General features: G+C 65.6%; 22 protein-coding genes. 12 read left to right on the top strand and 10 right to left on the bottom strand.

From position 1 onward, the window contains the following. Positions 1-123: 123 nt before the first annotated feature. From gshB to rsmI, 3 genes are read right to left on the bottom strand one after another with little or no spacing between them, the layout of a single operon-like run. On the bottom strand, positions 124-1,074 hold the full coding sequence (gene gshB / locus QOU61_RS00825) for a glutathione synthase (RefSeq protein WP_289656264.1): 951 nt from the start codon (positions 1,072-1,074) through the stop codon (positions 124-126). Between the two features lie 27 nt (positions 1,075-1,101). Next, positions 1,102-1,515 carry a YraN family protein gene (locus tag QOU61_RS00820; RefSeq protein ID WP_289656263.1) on the bottom strand — a complete coding sequence of 138 codons (414 nt, stop codon included), beginning with the start codon at positions 1,513-1,515 and terminating at the stop codon, positions 1,102-1,104. Then, positions 1,502-2,455 (bottom strand): 16S rRNA (cytidine(1402)-2'-O)-methyltransferase, encoded by a 954-nt coding sequence (gene rsmI / locus QOU61_RS00815; protein WP_289656262.1) that lies wholly within the window; start codon positions 2,453-2,455, stop codon positions 1,502-1,504. The genes QOU61_RS00820 and rsmI overlap by 14 nt, the downstream gene beginning before the upstream one ends. Positions 2,456-2,689: 234 nt before the next feature. On the opposite strand from rsmI, the gene QOU61_RS00810 reads away from it, so the two are divergent. Then, on the top strand, positions 2,690-3,916 hold the full coding sequence (locus QOU61_RS00810; protein WP_289656261.1) for a penicillin-binding protein activator: 1,227 nt from the start codon (positions 2,690-2,692) through the stop codon (positions 3,914-3,916). Between the two features lie 110 nt (positions 3,917-4,026). On the opposite strand, the gene hemW is transcribed toward QOU61_RS00810, so the two are convergent. Genes hemW through rph form a run of 3 tightly spaced genes read right to left on the bottom strand, consistent with a single transcriptional unit; the run spans position 4,027 to position 6,531 of the window. Continuing rightward, positions 4,027-5,184 (bottom strand): radical SAM family heme chaperone HemW, encoded by a 1,158-nt coding sequence (gene hemW, locus QOU61_RS00805; protein WP_289656260.1) that lies wholly within the window; start codon positions 5,182-5,184, stop codon positions 4,027-4,029. Continuing rightward, on the bottom strand, positions 5,171-5,806 hold the full coding sequence (gene rdgB / locus QOU61_RS00800) for an RdgB/HAM1 family non-canonical purine NTP pyrophosphatase (RefSeq protein WP_289656259.1): 636 nt from the start codon (positions 5,804-5,806) through the stop codon (positions 5,171-5,173). The genes hemW and rdgB overlap by 14 nt, the downstream gene beginning before the upstream one ends. Before the next feature lie 11 nt (positions 5,807-5,817). Next, a complete protein-coding gene (rph, locus tag QOU61_RS00795) occupies positions 5,818-6,531 on the bottom strand; it encodes a ribonuclease PH (RefSeq protein ID WP_289656258.1) in 714 nt (237 codons plus the stop codon). 246 nt (positions 6,532-6,777) lie between these two features. On the opposite strand from rph, the gene hrcA reads away from it, so the two are divergent. Continuing rightward, positions 6,778-7,866, top strand: a complete 1,089-nt coding sequence (gene hrcA / locus QOU61_RS00790) for a heat-inducible transcriptional repressor HrcA (RefSeq protein WP_289656257.1) — start codon at positions 6,778-6,780, stop codon at positions 7,864-7,866. Between the two features lie 112 nt (positions 7,867-7,978). Further along, complete coding sequence (grpE, locus tag QOU61_RS00785; RefSeq protein ID WP_289656256.1) at positions 7,979-8,584, top strand: nucleotide exchange factor GrpE; 606 nt, start codon at positions 7,979-7,981, stop codon at positions 8,582-8,584. 25 nt (positions 8,585-8,609) lie between these two features. Here grpE and pncA read toward each other — a convergent pair whose 3' ends face one another. Next, positions 8,610-9,323: a bifunctional nicotinamidase/pyrazinamidase gene (gene pncA, locus QOU61_RS00780; protein ID WP_289656255.1), complete on the bottom strand. Its 714-nt coding sequence runs from the start codon at positions 9,321-9,323 to the stop codon at positions 8,610-8,612. Between the two features lie 260 nt (positions 9,324-9,583). Beyond that, positions 9,584-10,522 (bottom strand): hypothetical protein, encoded by a 939-nt coding sequence (locus tag QOU61_RS00775; RefSeq protein ID WP_289656254.1) that lies wholly within the window; start codon positions 10,520-10,522, stop codon positions 9,584-9,586. 392 nt (positions 10,523-10,914) lie between these two features. Between QOU61_RS00775 and dnaK the strand changes: the two genes are divergently transcribed. The 8 genes from dnaK (at position 10,915) to QOU61_RS00735 (ending at position 18,070) form a co-directional block, all read left to right on the top strand. Further along, positions 10,915-12,810, top strand: coding sequence for a molecular chaperone DnaK (gene dnaK, locus QOU61_RS00770; RefSeq protein ID WP_289656253.1), 1,896 nt, complete (start codon positions 10,915-10,917; stop codon positions 12,808-12,810). 140 nt (positions 12,811-12,950) lie between these two features. Further along, on the top strand, positions 12,951-14,084 hold the full coding sequence (gene dnaJ, locus QOU61_RS00765; protein WP_289656252.1) for a molecular chaperone DnaJ: 1,134 nt from the start codon (positions 12,951-12,953) through the stop codon (positions 14,082-14,084). Between the two features lie 185 nt (positions 14,085-14,269). Further along, positions 14,270-14,872: a class I SAM-dependent methyltransferase gene (locus QOU61_RS00760; RefSeq protein ID WP_289656251.1), complete on the top strand. Its 603-nt coding sequence runs from the start codon at positions 14,270-14,272 to the stop codon at positions 14,870-14,872. Between the two features lie 45 nt (positions 14,873-14,917). Beyond that, positions 14,918-15,496 carry an NADPH-dependent FMN reductase gene (locus QOU61_RS00755; protein ID WP_289656250.1) on the top strand — a complete coding sequence of 193 codons (579 nt, stop codon included), beginning with the start codon at positions 14,918-14,920 and terminating at the stop codon, positions 15,494-15,496. A gap of 6 nt (positions 15,497-15,502) precedes the next feature. Then, entirely contained in the window at positions 15,503-16,213 is a 711-nt protein-coding gene (gene pyrF / locus QOU61_RS00750; RefSeq protein WP_289656249.1) for an orotidine-5'-phosphate decarboxylase, read from the top strand. A gap of 24 nt (positions 16,214-16,237) precedes the next feature. Then, positions 16,238-16,540: a DUF1330 domain-containing protein gene (locus QOU61_RS00745; RefSeq protein ID WP_289656248.1), complete on the top strand. Its 303-nt coding sequence runs from the start codon at positions 16,238-16,240 to the stop codon at positions 16,538-16,540. Between the two features lie 66 nt (positions 16,541-16,606). Next, complete coding sequence (dapB, locus tag QOU61_RS00740) at positions 16,607-17,422, top strand: 4-hydroxy-tetrahydrodipicolinate reductase (RefSeq protein WP_289656247.1); 816 nt, start codon at positions 16,607-16,609, stop codon at positions 17,420-17,422. Positions 17,423-17,446: 24 nt separating this feature from the next. Next, positions 17,447-18,070 (top strand): 2,3-bisphosphoglycerate-dependent phosphoglycerate mutase, encoded by a 624-nt coding sequence (locus QOU61_RS00735; protein WP_289656246.1) that lies wholly within the window; start codon positions 17,447-17,449, stop codon positions 18,068-18,070. 107 nt (positions 18,071-18,177) lie between these two features. Here QOU61_RS00735 and QOU61_RS00730 read toward each other — a convergent pair whose 3' ends face one another. After that, entirely contained in the window at positions 18,178-19,080 is a 903-nt protein-coding gene (locus QOU61_RS00730) for a methylated-DNA--[protein]-cysteine S-methyltransferase (RefSeq protein WP_289662139.1), read from the bottom strand. 53 nt (positions 19,081-19,133) lie between these two features. Further along, on the bottom strand, positions 19,134-19,655 hold the full coding sequence (locus tag QOU61_RS00725) for a DUF2244 domain-containing protein (RefSeq protein WP_289656245.1): 522 nt from the start codon (positions 19,653-19,655) through the stop codon (positions 19,134-19,136). 22 nt (positions 19,656-19,677) lie between these two features. Between QOU61_RS00725 and nth the strand changes: the two genes are divergently transcribed. Further along, entirely contained in the window at positions 19,678-20,460 is a 783-nt protein-coding gene (gene nth / locus QOU61_RS00720; protein ID WP_289656244.1) for an endonuclease III, read from the top strand. Positions 20,461-20,549 lie beyond the last annotated feature (89 nt).

The following is a 20,549-nucleotide window of genomic DNA, read 5'->3' as shown; positions in this document are numbered from 1 at the left end:
AAGCGGCAAAACAATGCCGGTCGTCGCTCGAGCCGCCATGCGGGCGCGCGCATTCGCGTCCTTGCGCATCATGCTGAACAAAAAGCTAAGACGCGATCGTCATGCGAGCCCGGCGCGCCCGCCTCAAGTGCCGGATTTCCGCTTCGCCTCGATCGAATCCCAGATTCTTGCCGCGATGTCGGGCCCACCGAGGCGGGCGATGGCGCGAATGCCGGTCGGCGATGTCACGTTGATTTCGGTCAGGTAGCCGTCGATGACGTCGATGCCGACGAACAGCAGGCCCTGCCGCTTCAGCTCGGGCCCGATGGTCGTGCAGATCTCGCGCTCGCGCTCGCTCAGCTCTGTCGCCTGTGCGGCGCCGCCGCGCACCATGTTGGAGCGCAGATCGTCCGCCGCCGGCACGCGATTGACGGCGCCCGCGAACTCGCCGTCGACCAGGATGATGCGCTTGTCGCCGTCCTTGACCTCGGGAAGGAAGCGCTGGATCACCCAGGGTTCCTTGAAGGTCACCGAGAACATGTCGTAGAGCGAGCCGAAGTTCATGTCCTGCGGCAATACGCGGAATACCGCGGCGCCGCCATGGCCGTGCAGCGGCTTCATGACGACGGCGCCGTGCTGGTCGCGGAACGAATTGATCTCGTCGAGGTCGCGCGAGATCAAGGTCGGCGGCATCAATTGCGGAAAATTCATCACGAACAGTTTTTCCGGCGCGTTGCGGACGCTCACCGGGTTGTTCACGACCAGCGTCTTCGGGTGGAGCCGCTCCAGGAAATGCGTCGAGGTGATGTAGGCGAGGTCGAAGGGCGGATCCTGCCGCAGCAGGATCACGTCGAAATTCGACAGGGGCTCGCGCCGGGGCTCGCCGAGGGTAAAGTGATCGCCCGCCTCGTCGCGCACCGTGAGCACTTGCACCGGCGCCGCCAGCTCATCGCCGCGCAGCGAGAGCTTGTCGGGGGTGTAATAGGACAGCCCGTGTCCGCGTTTCTGCGCTTCGAGGAGCAGCGCGAAGGTGGAATCGCCGCGGACGTTGATGCGGGCAATGGGGTCCATCTGGACGGCGACATTCAATTTCATGGGCGGCCCGGGGTCTGGAGGAAACTCTCAACTGCTGGCGTCGAATGCCGCCAACACATGGCGCGGCAGGCGCCGCGGCGCAATCAGGATTGCGTCGAAACGCAGCTCGAAATTAGCATGGTCGGGATGTGCGGCGAGCCAGATCTGGGCGGCATTGACGATGCGCATCTGCTGGCGCGGCGTCACCGCAAAGGCGGCGTCATCCAGCGACGCACGGGCCTTGACCTCGACGAAGGCGAGCAGGTCGCGCCGTTTCGCGACGATGTCGATCTCGCCATGCGGGGTGCGGAAGCGTCGCGCCAGGATGCGGTAGCCCTTGGCCATCAAATAGGCGCAGGCGCGGGCTTCCGCGGACAGGCCGGTGCGAAACGCCGCCAGCCGCTCCGGCGAAGCGGGCCTGGCCGCACTGTGCTGCGCCGGGCCGTCGTCAGGCTTCGTCATCGCTGCCCCTGATCTGGCGGTCGAGCTCGAGGGCACGGGCATAGATTTCGCGCCGTGGACGTCCCGACAATTCGACCGCATGGGCGACCGCGTCCTTGACGCTGCCGCGCGCGAGCTCGTCGCGCAAGAGCGCGTCGAGCGCGTCCGTCGTCATGGCATGGGCATGCGCGGCCGGCGGACCGATCACGACCACGAATTCGCCGCGCGTCTCCAGCTCGGCGGCACGGCGCGCGAGCGCGGCGAGCGGCGCCCGCGTGATCTCTTCATGCAGCTTGGTCAGCTCGCGGCAGATCGCGGCGTCCCGTTCGCCCATGATCTCGGCGAGTGCGGCAAGCGTGTCCTGGATGCGGCTGCCGGATTCGAACAGCACCAGCGTCGCCTCGATGCGCGCGAGCTCGGTGAGCCTGGCGCGGCGTCCGCTTTCCTTCGGCGGCAGAAAACCCTCGAAGAAGAAGCGGTCGGTCGGAAGCGCTGCGACGGAAAGCGCGGCGAGCACCGAAGAGGCACCGGGTACCGCAATCACGGCATGGCCGCCCGCGCTCGCCTCGCGCACCAGCTTGAAGCCGGGATCGGAAATCAGCGGCGTGCCGGCATCGGAGACCAGCGCGATCGCTGCGCCTTGCGCGAGCCGCGCCAGAATCTTCGGCCGCGCGGCTTCGGCGTTGTGCTCATGATAGGGCGAGAGCTCCGCCGCGATCGCGTAGCGCTCGGTCAGGCGGCGGGTGATACGGGTGTCCTCGCAGGCGATCATGTCGACGCCCGCCAGCGTCTCGAGCGCGCGCAGCGTGACGTCGCCGAGATTGCCGATCGGGGTCGCCACGAGGTAGAGACCAGCCGCGGGTCGTGGCGCGCGCAGGAGGTGACCCGCGACCGAAAATGTCCTGTTGGCGGTTCCGCTCTCGCTCTCGGTTCCATGTACGGTGGTGGTTTTTGCGCGCATAATGCCAATCTTAGGGGGACAATGGCGCTCGCGCTACGGCGGGGTCGCTCAGGCCTCGTGGCATGCAACGGGACAACGCGGCAAAGGAGCGGATTTGGCAACCGACAGCGGCGCGAGGAGATGATAAACCTTTTGTCTGCTTAACTATTCGCCGACAATATGCCTGAATCCGCCTTCCCTATCAGTGAAGGAGGGTGTCCTGGCCGATTTCGGTCGGTCAAGAGAAGAGATGAGATGGTAGCCCCGCACGATCCCACGACTCCGGTATCGGAGTCACAGCCCTCGGGTACGACCCGGCGGGCGGTGGTTGGCTTGCTGCTCGGCGCACCCCTGCTTTCGGCCTGCGCGGGGGTGCAACAGGGCCTCAGCCAGTTTTCCAACCCATTCGATTCGTCGGCGTCTGCGCCGGCCGGGCCGACGCAGCAGCCCGTTGTCGCGGGCAACGGCCAGGTCAAGGTCGGGCTGGTGCTGCCGCTGTCGGCCGCCGGCAACGCGGGTGTCGCGGCGCAGTCGATGCGGAATGCCGCCGAGATGGCGCTCGCCGAATTCCAGAACCCCAACATCCAGCTCCTGATCAAGGACGATGGCGGCAGCCCGCAAGGCGCCCAGCAGGGCACCCAGCAGGCGCTCGACGAGGGCGCCGAGATCATCCTCGGGCCGCTGTTCGCCCTGTCGGTTCCGGCGACCGCGCAACTGACGCGGACGCGCGGCGTTTCGGTGATCGCTTTCTCCACCGATTCGAGCGTCGCCGGCCGCGGCGTCTACCTCCTCAGCTTCCTGCCGGAGTCCGACGTCAACCGCATCGTCGAATATTCTGTCAGCATCGGAAAGCGATCCTTCGCGGCGCTGTTGCCCGACAACGCCTATGGCGGCGTGGTCGAGGCCGCGTTCAAGCAGGCGGTCGGCCGCAAGGGCGGCCGCATCGTCGCGTTCGAGAAATATGGCGCCGACCGCGCGGCCCCGGCGCGAACGGTGGCCTCCGCGCTCGGCTCGGCGGACGCGCTGCTGCTTGCCGATGACGGCGATTCGGTTGTCGCCACCGCCGATGCGCTGACCGCCGCCGGTGCGAACCTGCGCAACATCCAGTTGCTCGGCACAGGGCTGTGGGACAATCCGCGGGTCTATGCGAGCCCGGCGCTGCAAGGCGGCCTCTACGCGGCGCCGGACCCTTCCGGCTTCCGCGCGTTCTCCAGCCGCTACCGCACCAAATATGGCGGCGAGCCGGTGCGCACCGCGACGCTCGCCTATGATGCCGTGGCGCTGGTCGCGGCGCTGGCGCGGACGCAAGGAGGGCAGCGCTTCGCGTCGGAAACGCTGACCAATCCGTCCGGCTTTGCCGGCATTGACGGCCTGTTCCGCTTCCGCTCCGACGGCACCAATGAACGGGGACTTGCCGTGATGCGCGTCGCAACGGGCGGCGGCACGGCGGTCGCCGGTTCGCCGAAAAGCTTTGGCGCTTAGAGCATCGGTTCTGAATTCAATCAGAGCCGATGTTCCAGGTTCCTGTTTTGACGCGTTTTCTTCACGCGAACCGGCACCCACTTCGCTCGAAAACGCTATAGCTCGAAATTCTAGGCTGCGAGATCCGCCACGACCGCGTCGAGCACGGGGAAGCCGGCCTGCGTCACGCGCAGCCGGCCGTCACTATCGACGGCGATCGCGCCCTGCTCGCGCAGCGACGCGATCCGGTCCGCATCAAGCCGGCGTCCCGCCAAGGCCGCGTAACGCCGGGGGTCGATGCCTTCGGCGAGGCGCAACCCCATCAGCAGGAACTCGTCGGCACGCTCCTCGCTGCTGAGGTCGTCATCGACCACCACGCCATGGCCGTTCGCTTCGACGCGCATCAGCCAGCTCTCGGGGCGCTTCTCGGTCGCGATCGCGTGCCTGACGCCGTCGATATCCAGGCGGCCATGGGCGCCCGGGCCGATGCCGGCGTATTCCTGACCACGCCAATAGACCAAATTGTGTCGGCATTCGGCGCCTGGCCGGGCGTGATTGGAGATCTCGTAGGCGGGGAGTCCAAGCTGCGCGCAAATCTCCTGCGTCACGTCATAGAGTGCGCGGGCGGCCGCCTCGTCCGGCGTTCGCAATTTGCCTGCGGCATGCAGGCCGAAGAACGGCGTGCCTTCCTCGATCGTCAGCTGATAGAGCGACAGATGTTCGGCCGCCTCGTCGATCGCGCGCTTCAGCTCACTGGCCCACATTGCCGGCGTCTGGCCGGGCCGGGCATAGATCAGGTCGAACGAGTAGCGATCGAAGGCTTTCCGCGCGATCGCAACCGCGTCCAGCGCCTCGCGCGCGCTGTGCAGCCGTCCCAGCTCCTTCAGCGAGGCATCGTCGAGGGCCTGCACGCCGAGCGAGACACGGTTGACGCCGGCCGCGCGATAGCCGGCAAAGCGCGTCGCCTCGACGCTGGTCGGGTTGGCCTCCAGCGTCACCTCGGCGTCGCTTGCGACCTGCCAATGCCTGCCGATCGCATCGAGGATCGCGCCGACCGTCTTCGGTTGCATCAGAGACGGAGTGCCGCCGCCGAGGAAGATCGAGGTCACCGTGCGCGCACCCGTGCGCGCGGCCATGGTTTCGATCTCCGCGGCAAAAGCCCGCGCGAAGCGGTCCTCGTCGATCGCGGCATGGCGGACATGGCTGTTGAAATCGCAGTACGGACACTTCGACAGGCAGAACGGCCAATGCACGTAGACGCCAAAGGCTTCCTGGTCAGCGCGGCTCAAGGCAGATCTCCGCAAGCTTGACGAAAGCGCGGGCACGGTGCGAGAGGCCGAGCCCCAGCGGCGGCAGGCCGTGTTTCTCGATGCTGGTCATCTCGCCGAAGGTACGCGCAAAACCGTCCGGCATGAACATCGGATCGTAGCCGAATCCGGCCGTTCCGCGCGGCGGCCACACCAGCGTTCCGTCGACGCGGGCCTCGACCTCTTCGAGGTGCCCGTCGGGCCAGGCGACGCACAGCGCGGACACGAAATGCGCCCTGCGCTTGTCCGGCGTGGAGGCGCCGCGCTCCTGCAGCAGCCGCTCGATCCGTGTCATGGCGGCGCCAAAATCCTTGTCCGGCCCGGCCCAGCGCGCCGAGAAGATGCCGGGCGCGCCATCGAGCGCCTCGACCACGATCCCCGAATCGTCGGCAAAGGCGGGAAGCCGCGCCGCGTTCGCCGCCGCCACCGCCTTGATCATTGCATTGGCGCGGAAACTGTCGCCGGTCTCCTCCGGCTCGGTCAGGCCGACCTCGCCGGCGGAGACCGCTTCGACCCCGTGCGGCGCCAGCAGCTCCTGCATCTCGGCGAGCTTGCCGGGATTGTGGGTCGCGATGACGAGCCTGCCTGTGATTTTGCGGTGCATGGTTGGAAAGATTATGCGACCGCGAGCTTCTGCAGGTCGACCAGCCGCGTCACGCCCTTCTTGGCCAGCGCCATCAGCGCCAGGAACTCCTCCTGCGTGAACGGGGTCTTCTCCGCGGTGCCCTGCACCTCGATGATGCGGCCGTCGCCGGTCATCACGAAATTGGCGTCGGTGTCGGCGTCCGAGTCCTCGGCATAGTCGAGGTCGAGCACGGGCGTGCCGTCGTAGATGCCGCAGGAGATCGCTGCGACATTGGCGCGCAGCACCTCGGCCTTGATCATATTGCGCGCCTTCATCCAGCCGATGCAGTCGGCGAGTGCGACCCAGCCGCCGGTGATCGAGGCGGTGCGGGTGCCGCCGTCGGCCTGCAGCACGTCGCAATCGATGGTGATCTGGCGCTCGCCCAGGGCCTCGAGGTCGATGGCGGCGCGCAGCGATCGGCCGATCAGGCGCTGGATCTCGACGGTGCGCCCGCCCTGCTTGCCGGCGGTGGCCTCCCGGCGCGTGCGTTCCAGGGTCGCGCGCGGCAGCATGCCGTATTCGGCCGTGACCCAGCCCCGGCCCTGGCCCCTCAGCCAGGGCGGCAGGCGTTCCTCCAGCGTCGCGGTGACCAGCACATGCGTGTCGCCGAATTTGACGAGGCAGGAACCCTCCGCATATTTGACGACGCCCCGCTCCAGCGACACGGCGCGCAGTTCATCGGGTGCACGGCGGCTTGGCCGCATGGGAATCCTCCAGAAAGTGCGGCAAAGGGCGCTTTGCCTGCGGTGCTTGTAGGTGGGAGAACGGCCAGCGGCAAGACCGTTAAGCCCGATGCCTGCTTGTCAGCGGGCCGGAGGATCGACAAATTACAGCCTGATCCGGACGCTGCGGGTCGGTTTCCGGAACCGAGGCGAGGCGCCCAAGCGCGACGGCGATATCGTCCCTGCCCATCGCGCTCCGAGGGTGTTTGCGAGGGAGCAAGTTGTTCAGTGGCCCAACACGATCCGATTGGTCTGATCACACCGCGCGCTGGGCTCGCCCAGCTCAATGAGCGGTCGCGCGACATTTTTCGTCAAATCGTCGAAAGCTACCTCGCGACCGGCGAACCGGTCGGCTCGCGCAATATTTCACGCCTGATCACCGTGCCGCTGTCGCCGGCCTCGGTGCGCAACGTGATGGCCGACCTCGAGCAGCTCGGCCTGATCTATGCGCCGCACACCTCGGCCGGCCGGCTGCCGACCGAGCTCGGCTTGCGTTTCTTCGTCGATGCCCTGATGCAGCTCGGCGATCTCAGCGAAGCCGAGCGGCAGTCGATCGAGGGGCAATTGGCCTCCGTCGGCCGGGCGCAATCGGTGGAGGCGGCGCTCGACGAGGCGCTGACCCGGCTGTCCGGCCTGACCCGGGCCGCCGCCGTGGTGCTGACCGCGAAATCGAATGCAAGGCTCAAGCACATCGAGTTCGTGCGGCTGGAACCTGCGCGTGCGCTGGCGGTCTTGGTGGCCGAAGACGGCCAGGTCGAAAACCGGGTGCTGGCGCTGCCGCCCGGCGTTCCCTCCTCGGCCCTGACGGAAGCGACCAATTTCCTCAATGCGCGGATTCGCGGACGCACGCTGGCAGAGGCGCGGCTGGAGCTTGAAACCGCGCTGGCGCAGGACCGCGCCGAGCTCGACCAACTGACGCAAAAGGTGATCGCGGCCGGCGTTGCAGGCTGGTCCGGCGGCGAGAGCGAGGACCGCCAGTTGATCGTGCGCGGCCACGCCAACCTCCTGGAGGATCTGCACGCACTTGACGATCTCGAGCGGATCAAATCGCTGTTCGACGATCTCGAGACCAAGCGCGGCGTGGTCGACCTTCTGGGGCGCGCCGAACATGCCGATGGCGTGCGGATCTTCATCGGGTCGGAGAACAAGCTGTTCTCGCTGTCGGGATCTTCCACCATCGTGGCGCCCTATAGCGACGGCGCCGGCCGCATCGTCGGCGTGCTCGGCGTGATCGGGCCCACGCGTCTCAATTATGCCAGGGTGATCCCGACCGTGGACTATGCTGCGCGCATCGTCAGCCGGCTGCTCGGCGGCTGAGGTCCCCGGATCGGGACCCATGGCGCTTGATTTTCTTCGGCTAAAGCACGATATCCCGGCCGACATCCATTCACGATGAGCTTGATCCAGGCGATTTTCAAAAGGGCCAGTCATGACCGATCCCGACCTGCAGAAGAATGATCCGGACAATCCGGCGCAGGCCAACGAGCCCAGGGTTTCCAAGCCCTATGTGATGCCTGACGATCCCGAGCCGGCGTCGGTCGAAGCGCTCGCCAAGGAAGCGGCCGACGCGCGCGACAGGATGCTGCGGACGCTGGCGGAGATGGAGAACCTGCGCAAGCGCACCAGCCGCGAGGTAGCCGATGCGCGGACCTACGGCATTACCGGTTTTGCGCGCGATGTGCTCGATATCGCCGACAATCTGCAGCGCGCGCTCGATGCGGTTCCCGCCGAGGCCAAGGCGGCCGCCGATCCCGGGCTGAAGGCGCTGATCGAAGGCGTCGAATTGACCGAGCGCTCGCTGCTCAATGCGCTCGAGAAACACGGCGTGAAGAAGTTCGATCCCATGGGCGAAAAGTTCGACCCGAACTTCCAGCAGGCCATGTACGAGGTTCCCGATCCGTCGGTCCCCGCGGGCACCGTGGTTCACGTCGTGCAGGCCGGCTACATGATCGGCGACCGGGTGCTCCGGCCGGCAATGGTCGGCGTCGCCAAGGGCGGCGCGAAAGCGGCGCCGGCGGTCGATACCGCAAACTGATCCGGCGCTCGCCGGCGGCGCGCCTTCAGGCCGCGAGGTCGCTCGACTGGATGCGCTTGACGCCGGCCTTGGCCATGTCGGTCCAGGCCTTGGCGAGCGAGCCCTGGGTGTCGATGCCGCGACAGGCGTCCTCCACCACATAGGTTTCAAAGTCCGCCTTGCGGGCATCGAGCGCGGTCCAGGCGACGCAGAAATCGGTGGCGAGGCCGGCCACGAAAACCCGCTTCACCTGGCGCGCCTTCAGATAGGCGGCGAGCCCCGTCGTGGTCTTGCCGTCGGCCTCGGTGAAGGCCGAATAGCTGTCGACGTCCTTGTGAAAGCCCTTGCGGATGATCAGCTCCGCCTGCGGGATCGAGAGATCCTTCGACAGAGCCGCGCCTTCCGAGCCCTGCACACAGTGGTCCGGCCACAGCACCTGCTTGCCGTAGGGCAGATCGATGGTCTCGAACGGCTTCTTGCCGGGATGGCTGGAAGCGAAGGAGACATGCGCTTGCGTGTGCCAATCCTGCGTGAGCACCACATTGGCGAAGCTTCTGGCGATCTTGTTGATGACGGGAACGACCTGATCCCCGTCCTTCACTGCAAGGCTGCCGCCGGGCAGGAAGCAGTTCTGCACGTCGATCACCAGCAGCGCTGACGCCTCGTCCGGCCTGATCGGCGTTGCCGCCCACGCCCGCCGCGATACGCCTGACGCCGCGCCGACGCCGAGACCTGCCAGAATCCGTCTTCGATCCCACATGTTGCGTCTCCCCGTCCGGTTCAGCGCGGCGTCAGCGAATCAGCTCACCCGGCAGTGTGCCGAATCCGAAGTTCGCATCATTTCGCGGCAACCTCTTAAGCGAACTTCGCATTCGAAGGACACCAGGAATCCTAAGATTCTAGTGTGGTTTTGGTTCAGAAATTCTCCTGACGCACTCGCCGATAAATGAAGCGAATTTCTGAACCGACACACCAGGCGTAAAGCGGATCGCGCCGGCCGCAGCCGCGTGCGATTGCCCATCAGCTCCGCGGCTGGATGCCGTCGCGGACGGCACGGAACCGCGGGAAGGCGCTCGACCATTGATCGCGCGGCGAGCTGCCGATGATGCGCAGCGCGCTCGATGAGCCGAACTTCAGCCACTGCACCACAGTCACCTGGGTGTTGTCCTTGCCGCTGATGGCGTCGATCCGCGTCTCGTAGGCGGGCTGACCGTCAATGCGGATCGGTTCCGACATCGTGATCCGCGCGTCGCGCACGCCGGGGATTTGCGTCGCCGCCTGCGCTGCGAAGCGCCCGCGATCGTCGGGCTGGGCTGCGGTCGCGCCGATGATGCCGATCACCATGAAGGGCGCCGGCTCGAAGCCTTTGACCTCGTCATTGTCGGCGAGAATGAGGGCGGCGCCGGTGGCCAGCGTGCGGACGTTCTTGAAGCCGCCGAGCTCGGTGACCTTGAACGGCATCAGGCCGAGCTGCTCGTCGACCGGCACTTCCTTGCGGACCGTGGCGGAGGCGAACATCTGCCGGATCGCATCGTCGGTGTAGATCTTGCCGGCATTCTCGGGGACCTGCGCGGCGACATAGCCGGAGAAAGTCCCGCCCGACAGGATCATCGAATAGCGACGCACATTGGTGGCGCCGTCCTTGCCATTCTCGACGGTGTAGTAGGCAAGGCCCGATCCGGTCTCGAGGCTCTCCGGACGGATGCCCCCCGTGCCTGCCGGATTAGCTTTGAACGCATTCGTCACTTCGCCATAGGCCTCGGCCGGAAGCTCCGCGATCAGGATCTTCACGCCGTGATCCTCGGTTTCGAAGCCGGCAAAGCCCTTGGCCGGGGCGAGGCCGACCAGCGGCGTCATGCCGATCCGGGACCCCGGGGGAAAAACGGGATCGGCTGCAAATGCGGTCGAAGCGGCGGCGACGAGAAGAACGACCGCGGTCAATAGTCGAAAGGGCATCATGAAGAACCTGTCTGGCTTGATCCTTTGCGCGATCCTTTGCGGGATCTTTGGCCCGAATCCCTTGGCCGGTGGTCGGCCGCAGCCCCTCGCGGGATTCGGACCGGGCCGCTTTTAACGGTTTTGCGGGCCCTGCAACAGGGCAGGCCGACGTCCCCTTTCGCCTTGCGTTCCTCCCTCGGGAGGCGGGCGATGCCCAACGATTCGGGCGGTATGATCTTTCAAAGGTCCAATGATTTCATGCCTCAAGGTTGCGTCCGGTCCTTGCGGGCCCATACCCCCCTCCTATATGAGGCTGACCGTCGCAATATCGCGGGTTTTTGATCTTAGGGGGTTTTGGATTGGGTGCCGCCAGGGCCCAGCCGACCTGCCGCAAACGGAAGGACATCACGACCATGGCAAAGGTCATCGGGATCGATCTCGGCACGACGAATTCGTGCGTTGCCGTAATGGACGGCAAAACAGCAAAAGTCATCGAAAATGCGGAGGGCATGCGGACGACGCCCTCGATCGTCGCTTTCACCGATGATGGTGAGCGGCTGGTCGGGCAGCCGGCCAAGCGCCAGGCCGTCACCAATCCCGAGCGCACCTTCTTCGCCGTCAAGCGCCTGATCGGCCGCCGCTATGACGATCCGATGGTCGAGAAGGACAAGAAGCTCGTCCCCTACAAGATCGTCAAGGCCTCCAACGGAGACGCCTGGGTCGAGGCCGACGGCAAGACCTATTCCCCCTCGCAGATTTCCGCCTTCATCCTGCAGAAGATGAAGGAGACCGCCGAGGCGCATCTCGGCCAGAAGGTCGAACAGGCCGTCATCACCGTTCCTGCCTATTTCAACGACGCCCAGCGCCAGGCCACCAAGGACGCCGGCAAGATCGCCGGCCTTGAAGTGCTGCGCATCATCAACGAGCCGACCGCGGCTGCGCTCGCCTATGGCCTCGACAAGTCGAAATCCGGCACCATCGCCGTCTACGACCTTGGCGGCGGCACGTTCGACATCTCGATCCTGGAGATCGGCGACGGCGTGTTCGAGGTGAAGTCGACCAACGGCGATACCTTCCTCGGCGGCGAAGACTTCGACATGCGCCTGGTGAACTACCTGGCCGACGAGTTCCAGAAGGAGCAGGGCATCAACCTGCGCAACGACAAGCTCGCCCTGCAGCGCCTGAAAGAGGCCGCCGAGAAGGCCAAGATCGAGCTGTCCTCGACCACGCAGACCGAGATCAACCTGCCGTTCATCACGGCGGACCAGACCGGACCGAAGCATCTGACGATGAAGCTGACGCGCGCCAAGTTCGAGGCGCTGGTCGACGACCTCGTGCAGAAGACCATCGAGCCCTGCCGCAAGGCGCTGAAGGATGCCGGGCTCACGGCCGGCGAAATCGGCGAGGTGGTGCTGGTCGGCGGCATGACCCGCATGCCCAAGGTTCAGGAAGTGGTGAAGCAGTTGTTCGGCAAGGAGCCGCACAAGGGCGTCAATCCCGACGAGGTCGTGGCGATCGGCGCTGCGATCCAGGCCGGCGTTCTGCAGGGCGACGTCAAGGACGTGCTGCTGCTCGACGTCACGCCGCTGTCGCTCGGCATCGAGACGCTGGGCGGCGTGTTCACCCGCATCATCGACCGCAACACCACGATCCCGACCAAGAAGAGCCAGGTGTTCTCGACCGCCGAGGACAACCAGAACGCGGTCACCATCCGCGTCTTCCAGGGTGAGCGTGAAATGGCGGCCGACAACAAGATGCTCGGCCAGTTCGACCTGATGGGCATTCCGCCGGCACCGCGCGGCATGCCGCAGATCGAGGTGACTTTCGACATCGACGCCAACGGCATCGTCAACGTCTCCGCCAAGGACAAGGCGACCGGCAAGGAGCAGCAGATCCGCATCCAGGCGTCCGGCGGTCTGTCGGAAGCCGACATCGATAAGATGGTCAAGGAGGCCGAGGTCAACGCGGCCGCGGACAAGAAGCGCCGCGAAGCCGTCGACGCCAAGAACCATGCCGACGCGCTGGTGCATTCGACCGAGAAGGCGCTGGCCGAGCATGGCTCCAAGATCGCCGAAAGCGAGCGCCGCGCGATCGAGGACGCGGTCGGCGACCTCAAGGAAGCGCTGAAGGGCGACGACGCCGAGGCGATCAAGGCCAAGACCAACACGCTGGCGCAGGCTTCGATGAAGCTCGGCGAGGCCATGTACAAGCAGCAGGCCGAAAGCGATGCCGCCAAGGACGCTGCCAAGGATGATGTGGTCGACGCGGAATTCACCGAGGTCGACGACGACAAGAAGAAGTCTGCTTAAGCGGGCTTGCAACCAATGACCCTCATGCCAAAGAGCACGCAGCGCGTCTCGATGGGTGGGGGTCATTTTTCGTTAAGCCGAGCCTTGCATTCTTGGCGCATGGCTTCGGAATGAGCGAAATTTCGGGCGGATTTTGAGAGATGTCCACCAAGCGCTGCTACTACGAAACCCTTGAAGTCGAACGCAACGCAGACGATTCAAAGCTCAAGGCGGCGTTCCGCAAGCTCGCGATGAAATGGCATCCGGACAAGAATCCGGGCGATGCCACGAGCGAAGTCCGTTTCAAGGAAATCAACGAGGCCTATGAGGTCCTGAAGGACGGCGAGAAGCGCGCCGCCTATGACCGCTTCGGCCACGCCGCCTTCGAACATGGCGGCATGAACGGCGGCGGCGGTGCCGGCTTCGGCGCCGGCTTCGCCTCTTCCTTTTCCGATATTTTCGAAGACCTGTTCGGCATGGCGAGCCAGCGCGGCCGCGGCGGCCGCGAGCGCGGCGCCGACCTGCGCTACAATATGGAGATCACGCTCGAAGAGGCGTATCTCGGCAAGACCGCGCAGATCGAAATCCCGGTTTCCGTCACCTGCGAATCCTGCTCAGGCATCGGCGCCAAGGCCGGCACCAAGCCGAAGACCTGCTCGATGTGCGGTGGCGCCGGACGCATCCGCCAGGCGCAGGGCTTCTTCACGCTGGAGCGCACCTGTCCCGGCTGCCAGGGCCGCGGCCAGATGATCGAGGACGCCTGCCCGTCCTGCTCAGGCTCGGGCCGGGTGACGCGCGATCGCTCGCTGTCGGTCAACATTCCGCAAGGCGTCGAGGACGGCACCCGCATTCGTCTCGCCGGCGAGGGCGAGGCTGGCGTCCGCGGTGGCCCGCCCGGCGACCTCTATATTTTCCTGTCGCTGTCGACGCATGCATTCTTCCAGCGCGACGGTGCCGACCTGCACTGCCGCGTGCCGATCTCGATGGTGGCGGCAGCGCTCGGCGGCGAATTCGAGGTGCCGACCATCGATCGTGGCAAGACCAAGGTCAAAATCCCCGCCGGCACGCAATCCGGCCGGCGTTTTCGCATTGCATCAAAAGGCATGCCGGTACTCCGCTCGCGCCAGACCGGCGACATGTATGTGCAGGTCGTGGTCGAGACCCCGCAGAATCTCACCAAGAAGCAACAGGAATTGCTGGCCGAGTTCGAAAAATTATCGAACAGCGCTACGCAGCCCGAGGCGGTGGGCTTCTTCGCCAAGGTCAAGGACTTCTTTGGCAGTCGTCCGAACTGAGGCGCGGCGAGGGTGGCTGCGGATTTGTCCAGCACGCAAAATTCAAGAAGACGCATGGCTTTACCGCCGAATCGCATATGCGCCCGGACTACGTTCGGCTTGACCGTATCGCTGCCGCCCTATACCTCTTTGTGACTGTTTTCTGACATTGCCGCGCGAACGCGCGCGCCCCGTCTGGTAGCGAAATGCCATTGCAGTCGTCCGTGCGTGCGTCGAAAAAGCCTCTTCGTCTTGACGACGAGGTTCGTTTTCTCCGTTCGTGGATAGAGAAGCCGCTTCACATGGGCGCGGTCATGCCGTCGGGCCGGCTGCTCGCGCGCACCATGGCGCAATATGTCGACGTCAAGGCCACCGGGCCTGTCGTCGAGCTCGGGCCCGGCACCGGCGCGATCACCAATGCACTGATCGATCGCGGCGTCGATCAGAAGCGGCTGGTGCTGGTCGAATACAACCCCTCCTTTTGCGCGCTGCTGCGCGACCGCTATCCGCAAGCCAAGGTGGTACAGGGCGACGCCTATCGCCTGCGCGACACGTTGTGGAATGTGCTCGACGATCCGGCCGCCGCCGTCGTATCGGGCCTGCCGCTGGTGACCAAGCCGATGCTGATCCGGATGAAGCTGATCCGCGATGCCTTCGTGGCGCTCGCGCCCGGCGCGCCCTTCATCCAGTTCACCTATTCGGTGGCGCCGCCGATCCCGAAATCGCTGCCCGGCGTATCCACCGAGGCGTCCGAACGGATCTGGATGAACCTTCCGCCCGCCCGTGTCTGGGTGTATCGCAAGGATTGACCCGTCCGGCGCATTCGCCGGGTGGATTAGCCCCGAATGCGTTTCATGTCTGCACTGAAAATCCTGGTCATTCCCGGCTCGCTGCGCACCGGCTCGCACAATGCGAAGCTGGCTGCGGCTGCCGCCTATGAATTCGCGCAGGCCGGCGCCGACGTCACCCGGATCTCGCTCGCCGATTTTCCGCTGCCGATCTATGATGGCGACCTGCAAAACAAGTCCGGCGTTCCGAAGAACGCCGTCAACCTGAAGCGCATGATGGGCAGCCATCATGGCGTCGTGATCGTGACGCCGGAATATAATTCCTCGGTGCCGGCGCTGGTGAAGAACACCGTCGATTGGGTCAGCCGGGTCCAGGATCCGCATGAAGTGCGTGGACAGGTGTTCCGCGACACGCCGTTCGCGCTTGCCGCTGCTTCCGAAAGCCGGCTCGGCGGCACGCGGGCGCTCGCCGCGCTGCGGCTGATCCTGACCGCCTGCCGCGCGACCGTCGTCGCCAACCAGCTTGGCCTGTCCTTTGCCGACCAGGCTTATGACGATAACGACCGGCTGAAACATCCGGCCGACATCGATGCGATGACGGCCATGGTGCGGCAGCTCATCGAAACCGCCCAGCACATGATGTGAGGTGAGATGCAACCACAAACGATCCCGCCACGTGACCGCCTGATCGTCGCGCTCGACCTGCCCGGAGTGGCGCAGGCCGAAGCGATGATCGCAGGGCTCGGTGACAGCGTGAATTTCTACAAGATCGGCTATCAGCTCGGCTTTGCCGGCGGGCTCGCGCTGGCGAAACAGCTTGCGGACGCCGGCAAGAAAGTTTTCGTCGACCTGAAACTGCACGATATCGGCAACACGGTCGGACGCGGGGTCGAGAGCGTCGCAAAGCTCGGCGCAACCTTCCTCACCGTGCACGCCTATCCGCAAACGATGAAAGCGGCCGTCGAAGCGCGCGCCGGCTCGAGCCTGAAGATCCTCGCCGTCACCGTGCTGACCTCCTATGACGACGACGACCTGCACGCGGCGGGCTATCGCCTCAACGTCGCCGATCTGGTCGCGGCGCGCGCCCAGCAGGCGCAGGTGCTCGGCGTCGACGGCCTTGTGAGCTCGCCGGAGGAGGCGGCCGGCCTGCGCAAGATCGTCGGCCACCAGATGAGGCTGGTGACGCCGGGCATCCGTCCGGCGGGTGCTGCCACTGGCGACCAGAAGCGCATCATGACGCCGGCGCGCGCGATCGCGGCCGGCGCGGATTATCTCGTTGTCGGACGGCCGATCGTCGAAGCCAGCGATCCCAGGGCGGCGGCGGAGGCGATCCAGGCCGAGATCAGAGAAGCGCTGGGGTGACGAAGCACGAAAGGACCAAGCAGCATGGCAAAAGGCTACTGGATCGGACGCGTCGACGTTCACAACGATGAAGGCTACACGGCCTATGCGGCGGCCAATCCGGCCATCTTCAAGAAATTTGGCGGCCGCTATGTGGTGCGCGGCGGCAAGCATGAGGGCGTCGAAGGCCAGAGCCGCGCACGCAACGTGGTGATCGAGTTTGCCGACTATGAAACCGCGCTCGCTTGTTATCGGTCGCCGGAATATCAGGCCAATATCAAGGTGCGGCGGCCGCATTCGATAGCCGACCTCATCATCGTCGAGGGCTATGACGGCCCGCAGCCCTGATATCGGGTCCGCGGTCGGTTGCCGGAACTGGCTCCGGCGGCTATACCGCCTGCAAAGAGGTGAGCGATGGCTGACATGCGCTTGATCGTGGCGGGGGCTGGCGGCCGGATGGGCCGGGCGCTGACGCGCGCCATCTCGGAAACCCCGGGCGCGGTGCTTGCCGGCGCCCTGGAAGCGCCGGGCTCCGACCTGCTTGGCCAGGATGCCGGCATGCTGGCCGGCCTGCCTGCCAACGGCGTCAAGCTGTCGGCCGACCTGTGGGCGCTCTCGGCCAATGCCGACGGCATCCTGGATTTCACCGTGCCGGCCGCCACCATCGCCAATGTCGCGATCGCGGCTGAACGCGGCCTCGTCCATGTCATCGGCACCACGGGCCTCTCGGCCTCGGACGATGCGGTGATCAAGAGCGTGACCCAGCGCGCCATCGTGGTGAAGTCGGGCAATATGAGCCTCGGCGTGAACCTGCTCGCCGCCCTGGTCAGACGCGTGGCCCGCTCGCTCGATGAGAGCTTCGACATCGAGATCGTGGAGATGCACCACCGCGCCAAGATCGATGCGCCCTCGGGCACCGCCTTGATGCTCGGCGAAGCCGCCGCCGACGGCCGCGGCATCGGCCTCGGCCAGCATTCGGCGCGCGGCCGCGACGGCCATACCGGCGCGCGCAAGCCCGGCGACATCGGCTTTGCCTCGCTGCGCGGCGGCACCGCGGCGGGCGACCACAGCGTGATCTTCGCCGGCCCCTCAGAGCGCCTTACGCTGTCGCACCATGCCGAGGACCGCATGATCTTCGCCCACGGCGCGCTGAAGGCGGCGCTGTGGGCGCATGGCAAGAAGCCCGGCCTCTATTCGATGGCCGATGTGCTCGGGCTTGCCGATTTCTAGCAATCAACACGATACGGATTTCGAATGAGCGAACGTCTCCTTGTGCTCGTGCGCCACGGCCAGAGCGAGTGGAACCTGAAGAATCTCTTCACCGGCTGGAAGGATCCCGATCTCACCGAGCAGGGTGTCGCGGAAGCGATAAGCGCCGGGCGCAAGCTGAAGGCGCAGGGCTTCACGTTCGACATCGCCTTCACCTCCGTGCTCAAGCGCGCGCAGCGCACGCTCGACCTGATGCTTGCCGAGATCGGACAGACCGGCCTTCGCACCGAGAAGAACCTCGCGCTCAACGAGCGCGACTACGGCGATCTCTCGGGGCTGAACAAGGACGAAGCGCGCAAGAAATGGGGCGAGGAGCAGGTGCATGTCTGGCGCCGCTCCTATGACGTCCCGCCGCCGGGCGGCGAGAGCCTGAAGGATACCCTGGCGCGCACGCTGCCCTATTACGTGCAGGAGATCCTGCCCCACGTGCTGCGCGGCGAGCGCACGCTGGTCGCGGCCCACGGCAATTCGCTGCGCGCGCTGATCATGGTGCTGGAGAAGCTGTCGCCGGAGGCGATCCTCAAGCGTGAGCTCGCGACCGGGGCGCCTGTCATCTACCGCCTCAATGCGGATTCGACGGTCGCCTCGAAGCTCGATCTCGCCGATTGAGGCGGCATCGGTTCGATCGAATCAGAACCGATGCTCCAGATTCTTGTTTCGACGCGTTTTCTTCACGCGAACCGGCAGCCACTTCGCTCGAAAACGCTATGGCCGCCTTACGCCGCCTGAGATTCCACCCGGCCGGCTTCCCAGCCCAGCATCGCCTGCTTGCGGGTGATGCCCCAGTGATAGCCGGTCAGCTTGCCGTCCTTGCCGAGCGCGCGATGGCAGGGCACCACGAACGACACCGGATTGCGTCCCACCGCCGCACCAACGGCGCGCGAGGCCTTCGGATTGTTGACCTTGCTCGCGATGTCCGAATAGGAGACGGCGCGGCCCATCGGGATCTTCAGCAGCGTCTCCCACACCCGCACCTCGAAATCGGTGCCGATCAGCACGACGCGCAGCGGCTGGTCCGGCCGCCACAGTTTCGGGTCGAAGATGCGCTGCGCCAGCGGCGCCGTGCTCAGATAATCCTCGACATAGGTCGCATTCGGCCTGCGTCCCTTCATGTCGGCGAGCGCGGCCTGCTCCTCGCCGGAGTCGGCGAAGGCAAGTCCTGCGAGCCCACGCTCGGTCGCGATCACGATCGCGGTGCCGAACGGCGAGGGGTGAAAGCCGTAACGCATGGTCATGCCCGCGCCGCCGTTCTTCCATTCGCCCGGCGACATCGCCTCGTGGGTGACGAACAGGTCGTGCAGCCGGCCGGGACCGGAGAGGCCGGAATCCAGCGCCGCGTCGAGCACGCTGGCGGAGCCGCGCAACAGGCTCTTGGCGTGGTCGAGCGTCAGCGCCTGCATGAAAGCCTTCGGCGTCAGCCCCGCCCAGCGGCGAAACAGGTGATGCAACTCGTCCGGTGTCACGGCGGCGGCGTCCGCCATCGCCTCGATGGTCGGCTGGTCGCGCCAGCGCTCGGATATGAAGGCGATCGCGCGGCGCACCGAATCATAGTCGCGCAGCGCGGCCTGCTGTGGGCCCGGCCTGGTCAGTCTGATGTCATGGATCGCGAGGGTCATCATGGTATCGGATGTAGCGCTCACTGGACGCCCAAACCACCCGATTCCCGACAAGCTCAGGAGACGGGATTATAGGTGACGCCGCGCCGGGCGGTCGCCAGCGCGGCGCTTAAGGCATTGGCAAAGCTTGCCTTTTCGTCAGGCCCCAGGAAGCTGGCGATCGACAAATGGCGTCCTCTGGAGACCAGATAGAGCCGCTCGATGCCGAATTCCTCGTCCGCCTTGCGGTCGATGCGCACCCACAGCGGATTGAGCACCCACTCCACCACATGGCCGCGGTGGCTGGTCCGGCGCACGCGCAATTCGGACGGCGTCACCGAAATCTCCTCGCTGGCTGCGGCGCGGCGGAAATTGATCCTGAACGCGAAATGGATGGCGAGCACGTCCAGCCCGAGAAAGCCGACGACCGGCCAGGCGCCCATCATCAGGAACACCACGCCGGCGGCGAAGCTGATCGCGCTCAACAGCACCATCAGCACCACGAAGCCGGTGCGGTTCAGCGAGCGGTGCGGCGTCAGCAGCGCCGAGAACAGCATCGGCTCGGGGGCACCTGGATCAAAATCGTTGCCTGCGGTCATCACGTATCAGTATATCCCCGCCATGGCCAAAATCATCCGTCCCCAACGCGCGAAAAATCCGGCCGTTCGATCGGCGCCCAAAAAAGCAGCAGGCAAGGCCAAGGCCAGGTCGACGGCTCCGTCGAAGTCGAAGCGCTCGCCGAAAGCTGCCAAATCCAAACCGATAAAACCCTGGACGGAGGCCGAGGTGCGGGAGGCTTTCGGCCGCTTCCGCAAGGCCAACCCGGAGCCTAGGGGCGAGCTCGAACATCTCAATCCCTATACGCTCCTGGTTGCCGTGGTGCTGTCGGCTCAGGCGACCGATGCCGGGGTCAACCGGGCGACGCGCAACCTGTTCGAGGTGGCCGACACACCGCAAAAAATGCTCGCGCTCGGCGAGGAACGCTTGCGCGACTACATCAAGACCATCGGCCTCTACCGCAACAAGGCCAAGAACGTGATCGCGCTGTCGGAGAAGCTGATCCGCGATTTCGGCGGCGAGGTGCCGCGCACGCGCGCCGAGATCGAATCGCTGCCCGGTGCGGGGCGCAAGACCGCCAACGTCGTGCTCAACATGGCTTATGGCGAGCACACCATGGCCGTCGACACCCATGTGTTTCGCGTCGCCAATCGCACCGGACTTGCGCCCGGCAAGACACCGCTCGAGGTCGAGCTCGGCCTTGAAAGGGTGATCCCCCCTGAGTTCATGCTGCACGCACATCACTGGCTGATCCTGCACGGCCGCTACACCTGTCTCGCGCGCAAGCCGCGCTGCGAGGTGTGCCTGATCAACGACCTCTGCCGCTGGCCGGAAAAGACGGTCTGAATCTCTCCCCATTTGGCCGCAGCGCTGCCGGCCTAGTGGTCCGATTCCAACATTATTCAACTTATAGTGACTGCGCGTCGCCCCTCGGG

This window comes from Bradyrhizobium sp. NP1, assembly GCF_030378205.1.
GTDB lineage: Bacteria > Pseudomonadota > Alphaproteobacteria > Rhizobiales > Xanthobacteraceae > Bradyrhizobium.
The sequence above is the reverse complement of the archived record's forward strand: the minus strand, read 5'-3'. Positions and strand labels throughout refer to the sequence as shown.

Coding starts and splice junctions, on each gene's coding strand:
- gshB (WP_289656264.1), bottom strand. CDS start 1,074: ATGAAATTGAATGTCGCCGTCCAGATGGACCCCATTGCCCGCATCAAC.
- QOU61_RS00820 (WP_289656263.1), bottom strand. CDS start 1,515: ATGACGAAGCCTGACGACGGCCCGGCGCAGCACAGTGCGGCCAGGCCC.
- rsmI (WP_289656262.1), bottom strand. CDS start 2,455: ATGCGCGCAAAAACCACCACCGTACATGGAACCGAGAGCGAGAGCGGA.
- QOU61_RS00810 (WP_289656261.1), top strand. CDS start 2,690: ATGGTAGCCCCGCACGATCCCACGACTCCGGTATCGGAGTCACAGCCC.
- rdgB (WP_289656259.1), bottom strand. CDS start 5,806: ATGCACCGCAAAATCACAGGCAGGCTCGTCATCGCGACCCACAATCCC.
- rph (WP_289656258.1), bottom strand. CDS start 6,531: ATGCGGCCAAGCCGCCGTGCACCCGATGAACTGCGCGCCGTGTCGCTG.
- grpE (WP_289656256.1), top strand. CDS start 7,979: ATGACCGATCCCGACCTGCAGAAGAATGATCCGGACAATCCGGCGCAG.
- pncA (WP_289656255.1), bottom strand. CDS start 9,323: ATGTGGGATCGAAGACGGATTCTGGCAGGTCTCGGCGTCGGCGCGGCG.
- QOU61_RS00775 (WP_289656254.1), bottom strand. CDS start 10,522: ATGATGCCCTTTCGACTATTGACCGCGGTCGTTCTTCTCGTCGCCGCC.
- dnaK (WP_289656253.1), top strand. CDS start 10,915: ATGGCAAAGGTCATCGGGATCGATCTCGGCACGACGAATTCGTGCGTT.
- dnaJ (WP_289656252.1), top strand. CDS start 12,951: ATGTCCACCAAGCGCTGCTACTACGAAACCCTTGAAGTCGAACGCAAC.
- QOU61_RS00760 (WP_289656251.1), top strand. CDS start 14,270: ATGCCATTGCAGTCGTCCGTGCGTGCGTCGAAAAAGCCTCTTCGTCTT.
- QOU61_RS00755 (WP_289656250.1), top strand. CDS start 14,918: ATGTCTGCACTGAAAATCCTGGTCATTCCCGGCTCGCTGCGCACCGGC.
- pyrF (WP_289656249.1), top strand. CDS start 15,503: ATGCAACCACAAACGATCCCGCCACGTGACCGCCTGATCGTCGCGCTC.
- QOU61_RS00745 (WP_289656248.1), top strand. CDS start 16,238: ATGGCAAAAGGCTACTGGATCGGACGCGTCGACGTTCACAACGATGAA.
- dapB (WP_289656247.1), top strand. CDS start 16,607: ATGGCTGACATGCGCTTGATCGTGGCGGGGGCTGGCGGCCGGATGGGC.
- QOU61_RS00735 (WP_289656246.1), top strand. CDS start 17,447: ATGAGCGAACGTCTCCTTGTGCTCGTGCGCCACGGCCAGAGCGAGTGG.
- QOU61_RS00730 (WP_289662139.1), bottom strand. CDS start 19,080: ATGATGACCCTCGCGATCCATGACATCAGACTGACCAGGCCGGGCCCA.
- QOU61_RS00725 (WP_289656245.1), bottom strand. CDS start 19,655: ATGACCGCAGGCAACGATTTTGATCCAGGTGCCCCCGAGCCGATGCTG.
- nth (WP_289656244.1), top strand. CDS start 19,678: ATGGCCAAAATCATCCGTCCCCAACGCGCGAAAAATCCGGCCGTTCGA.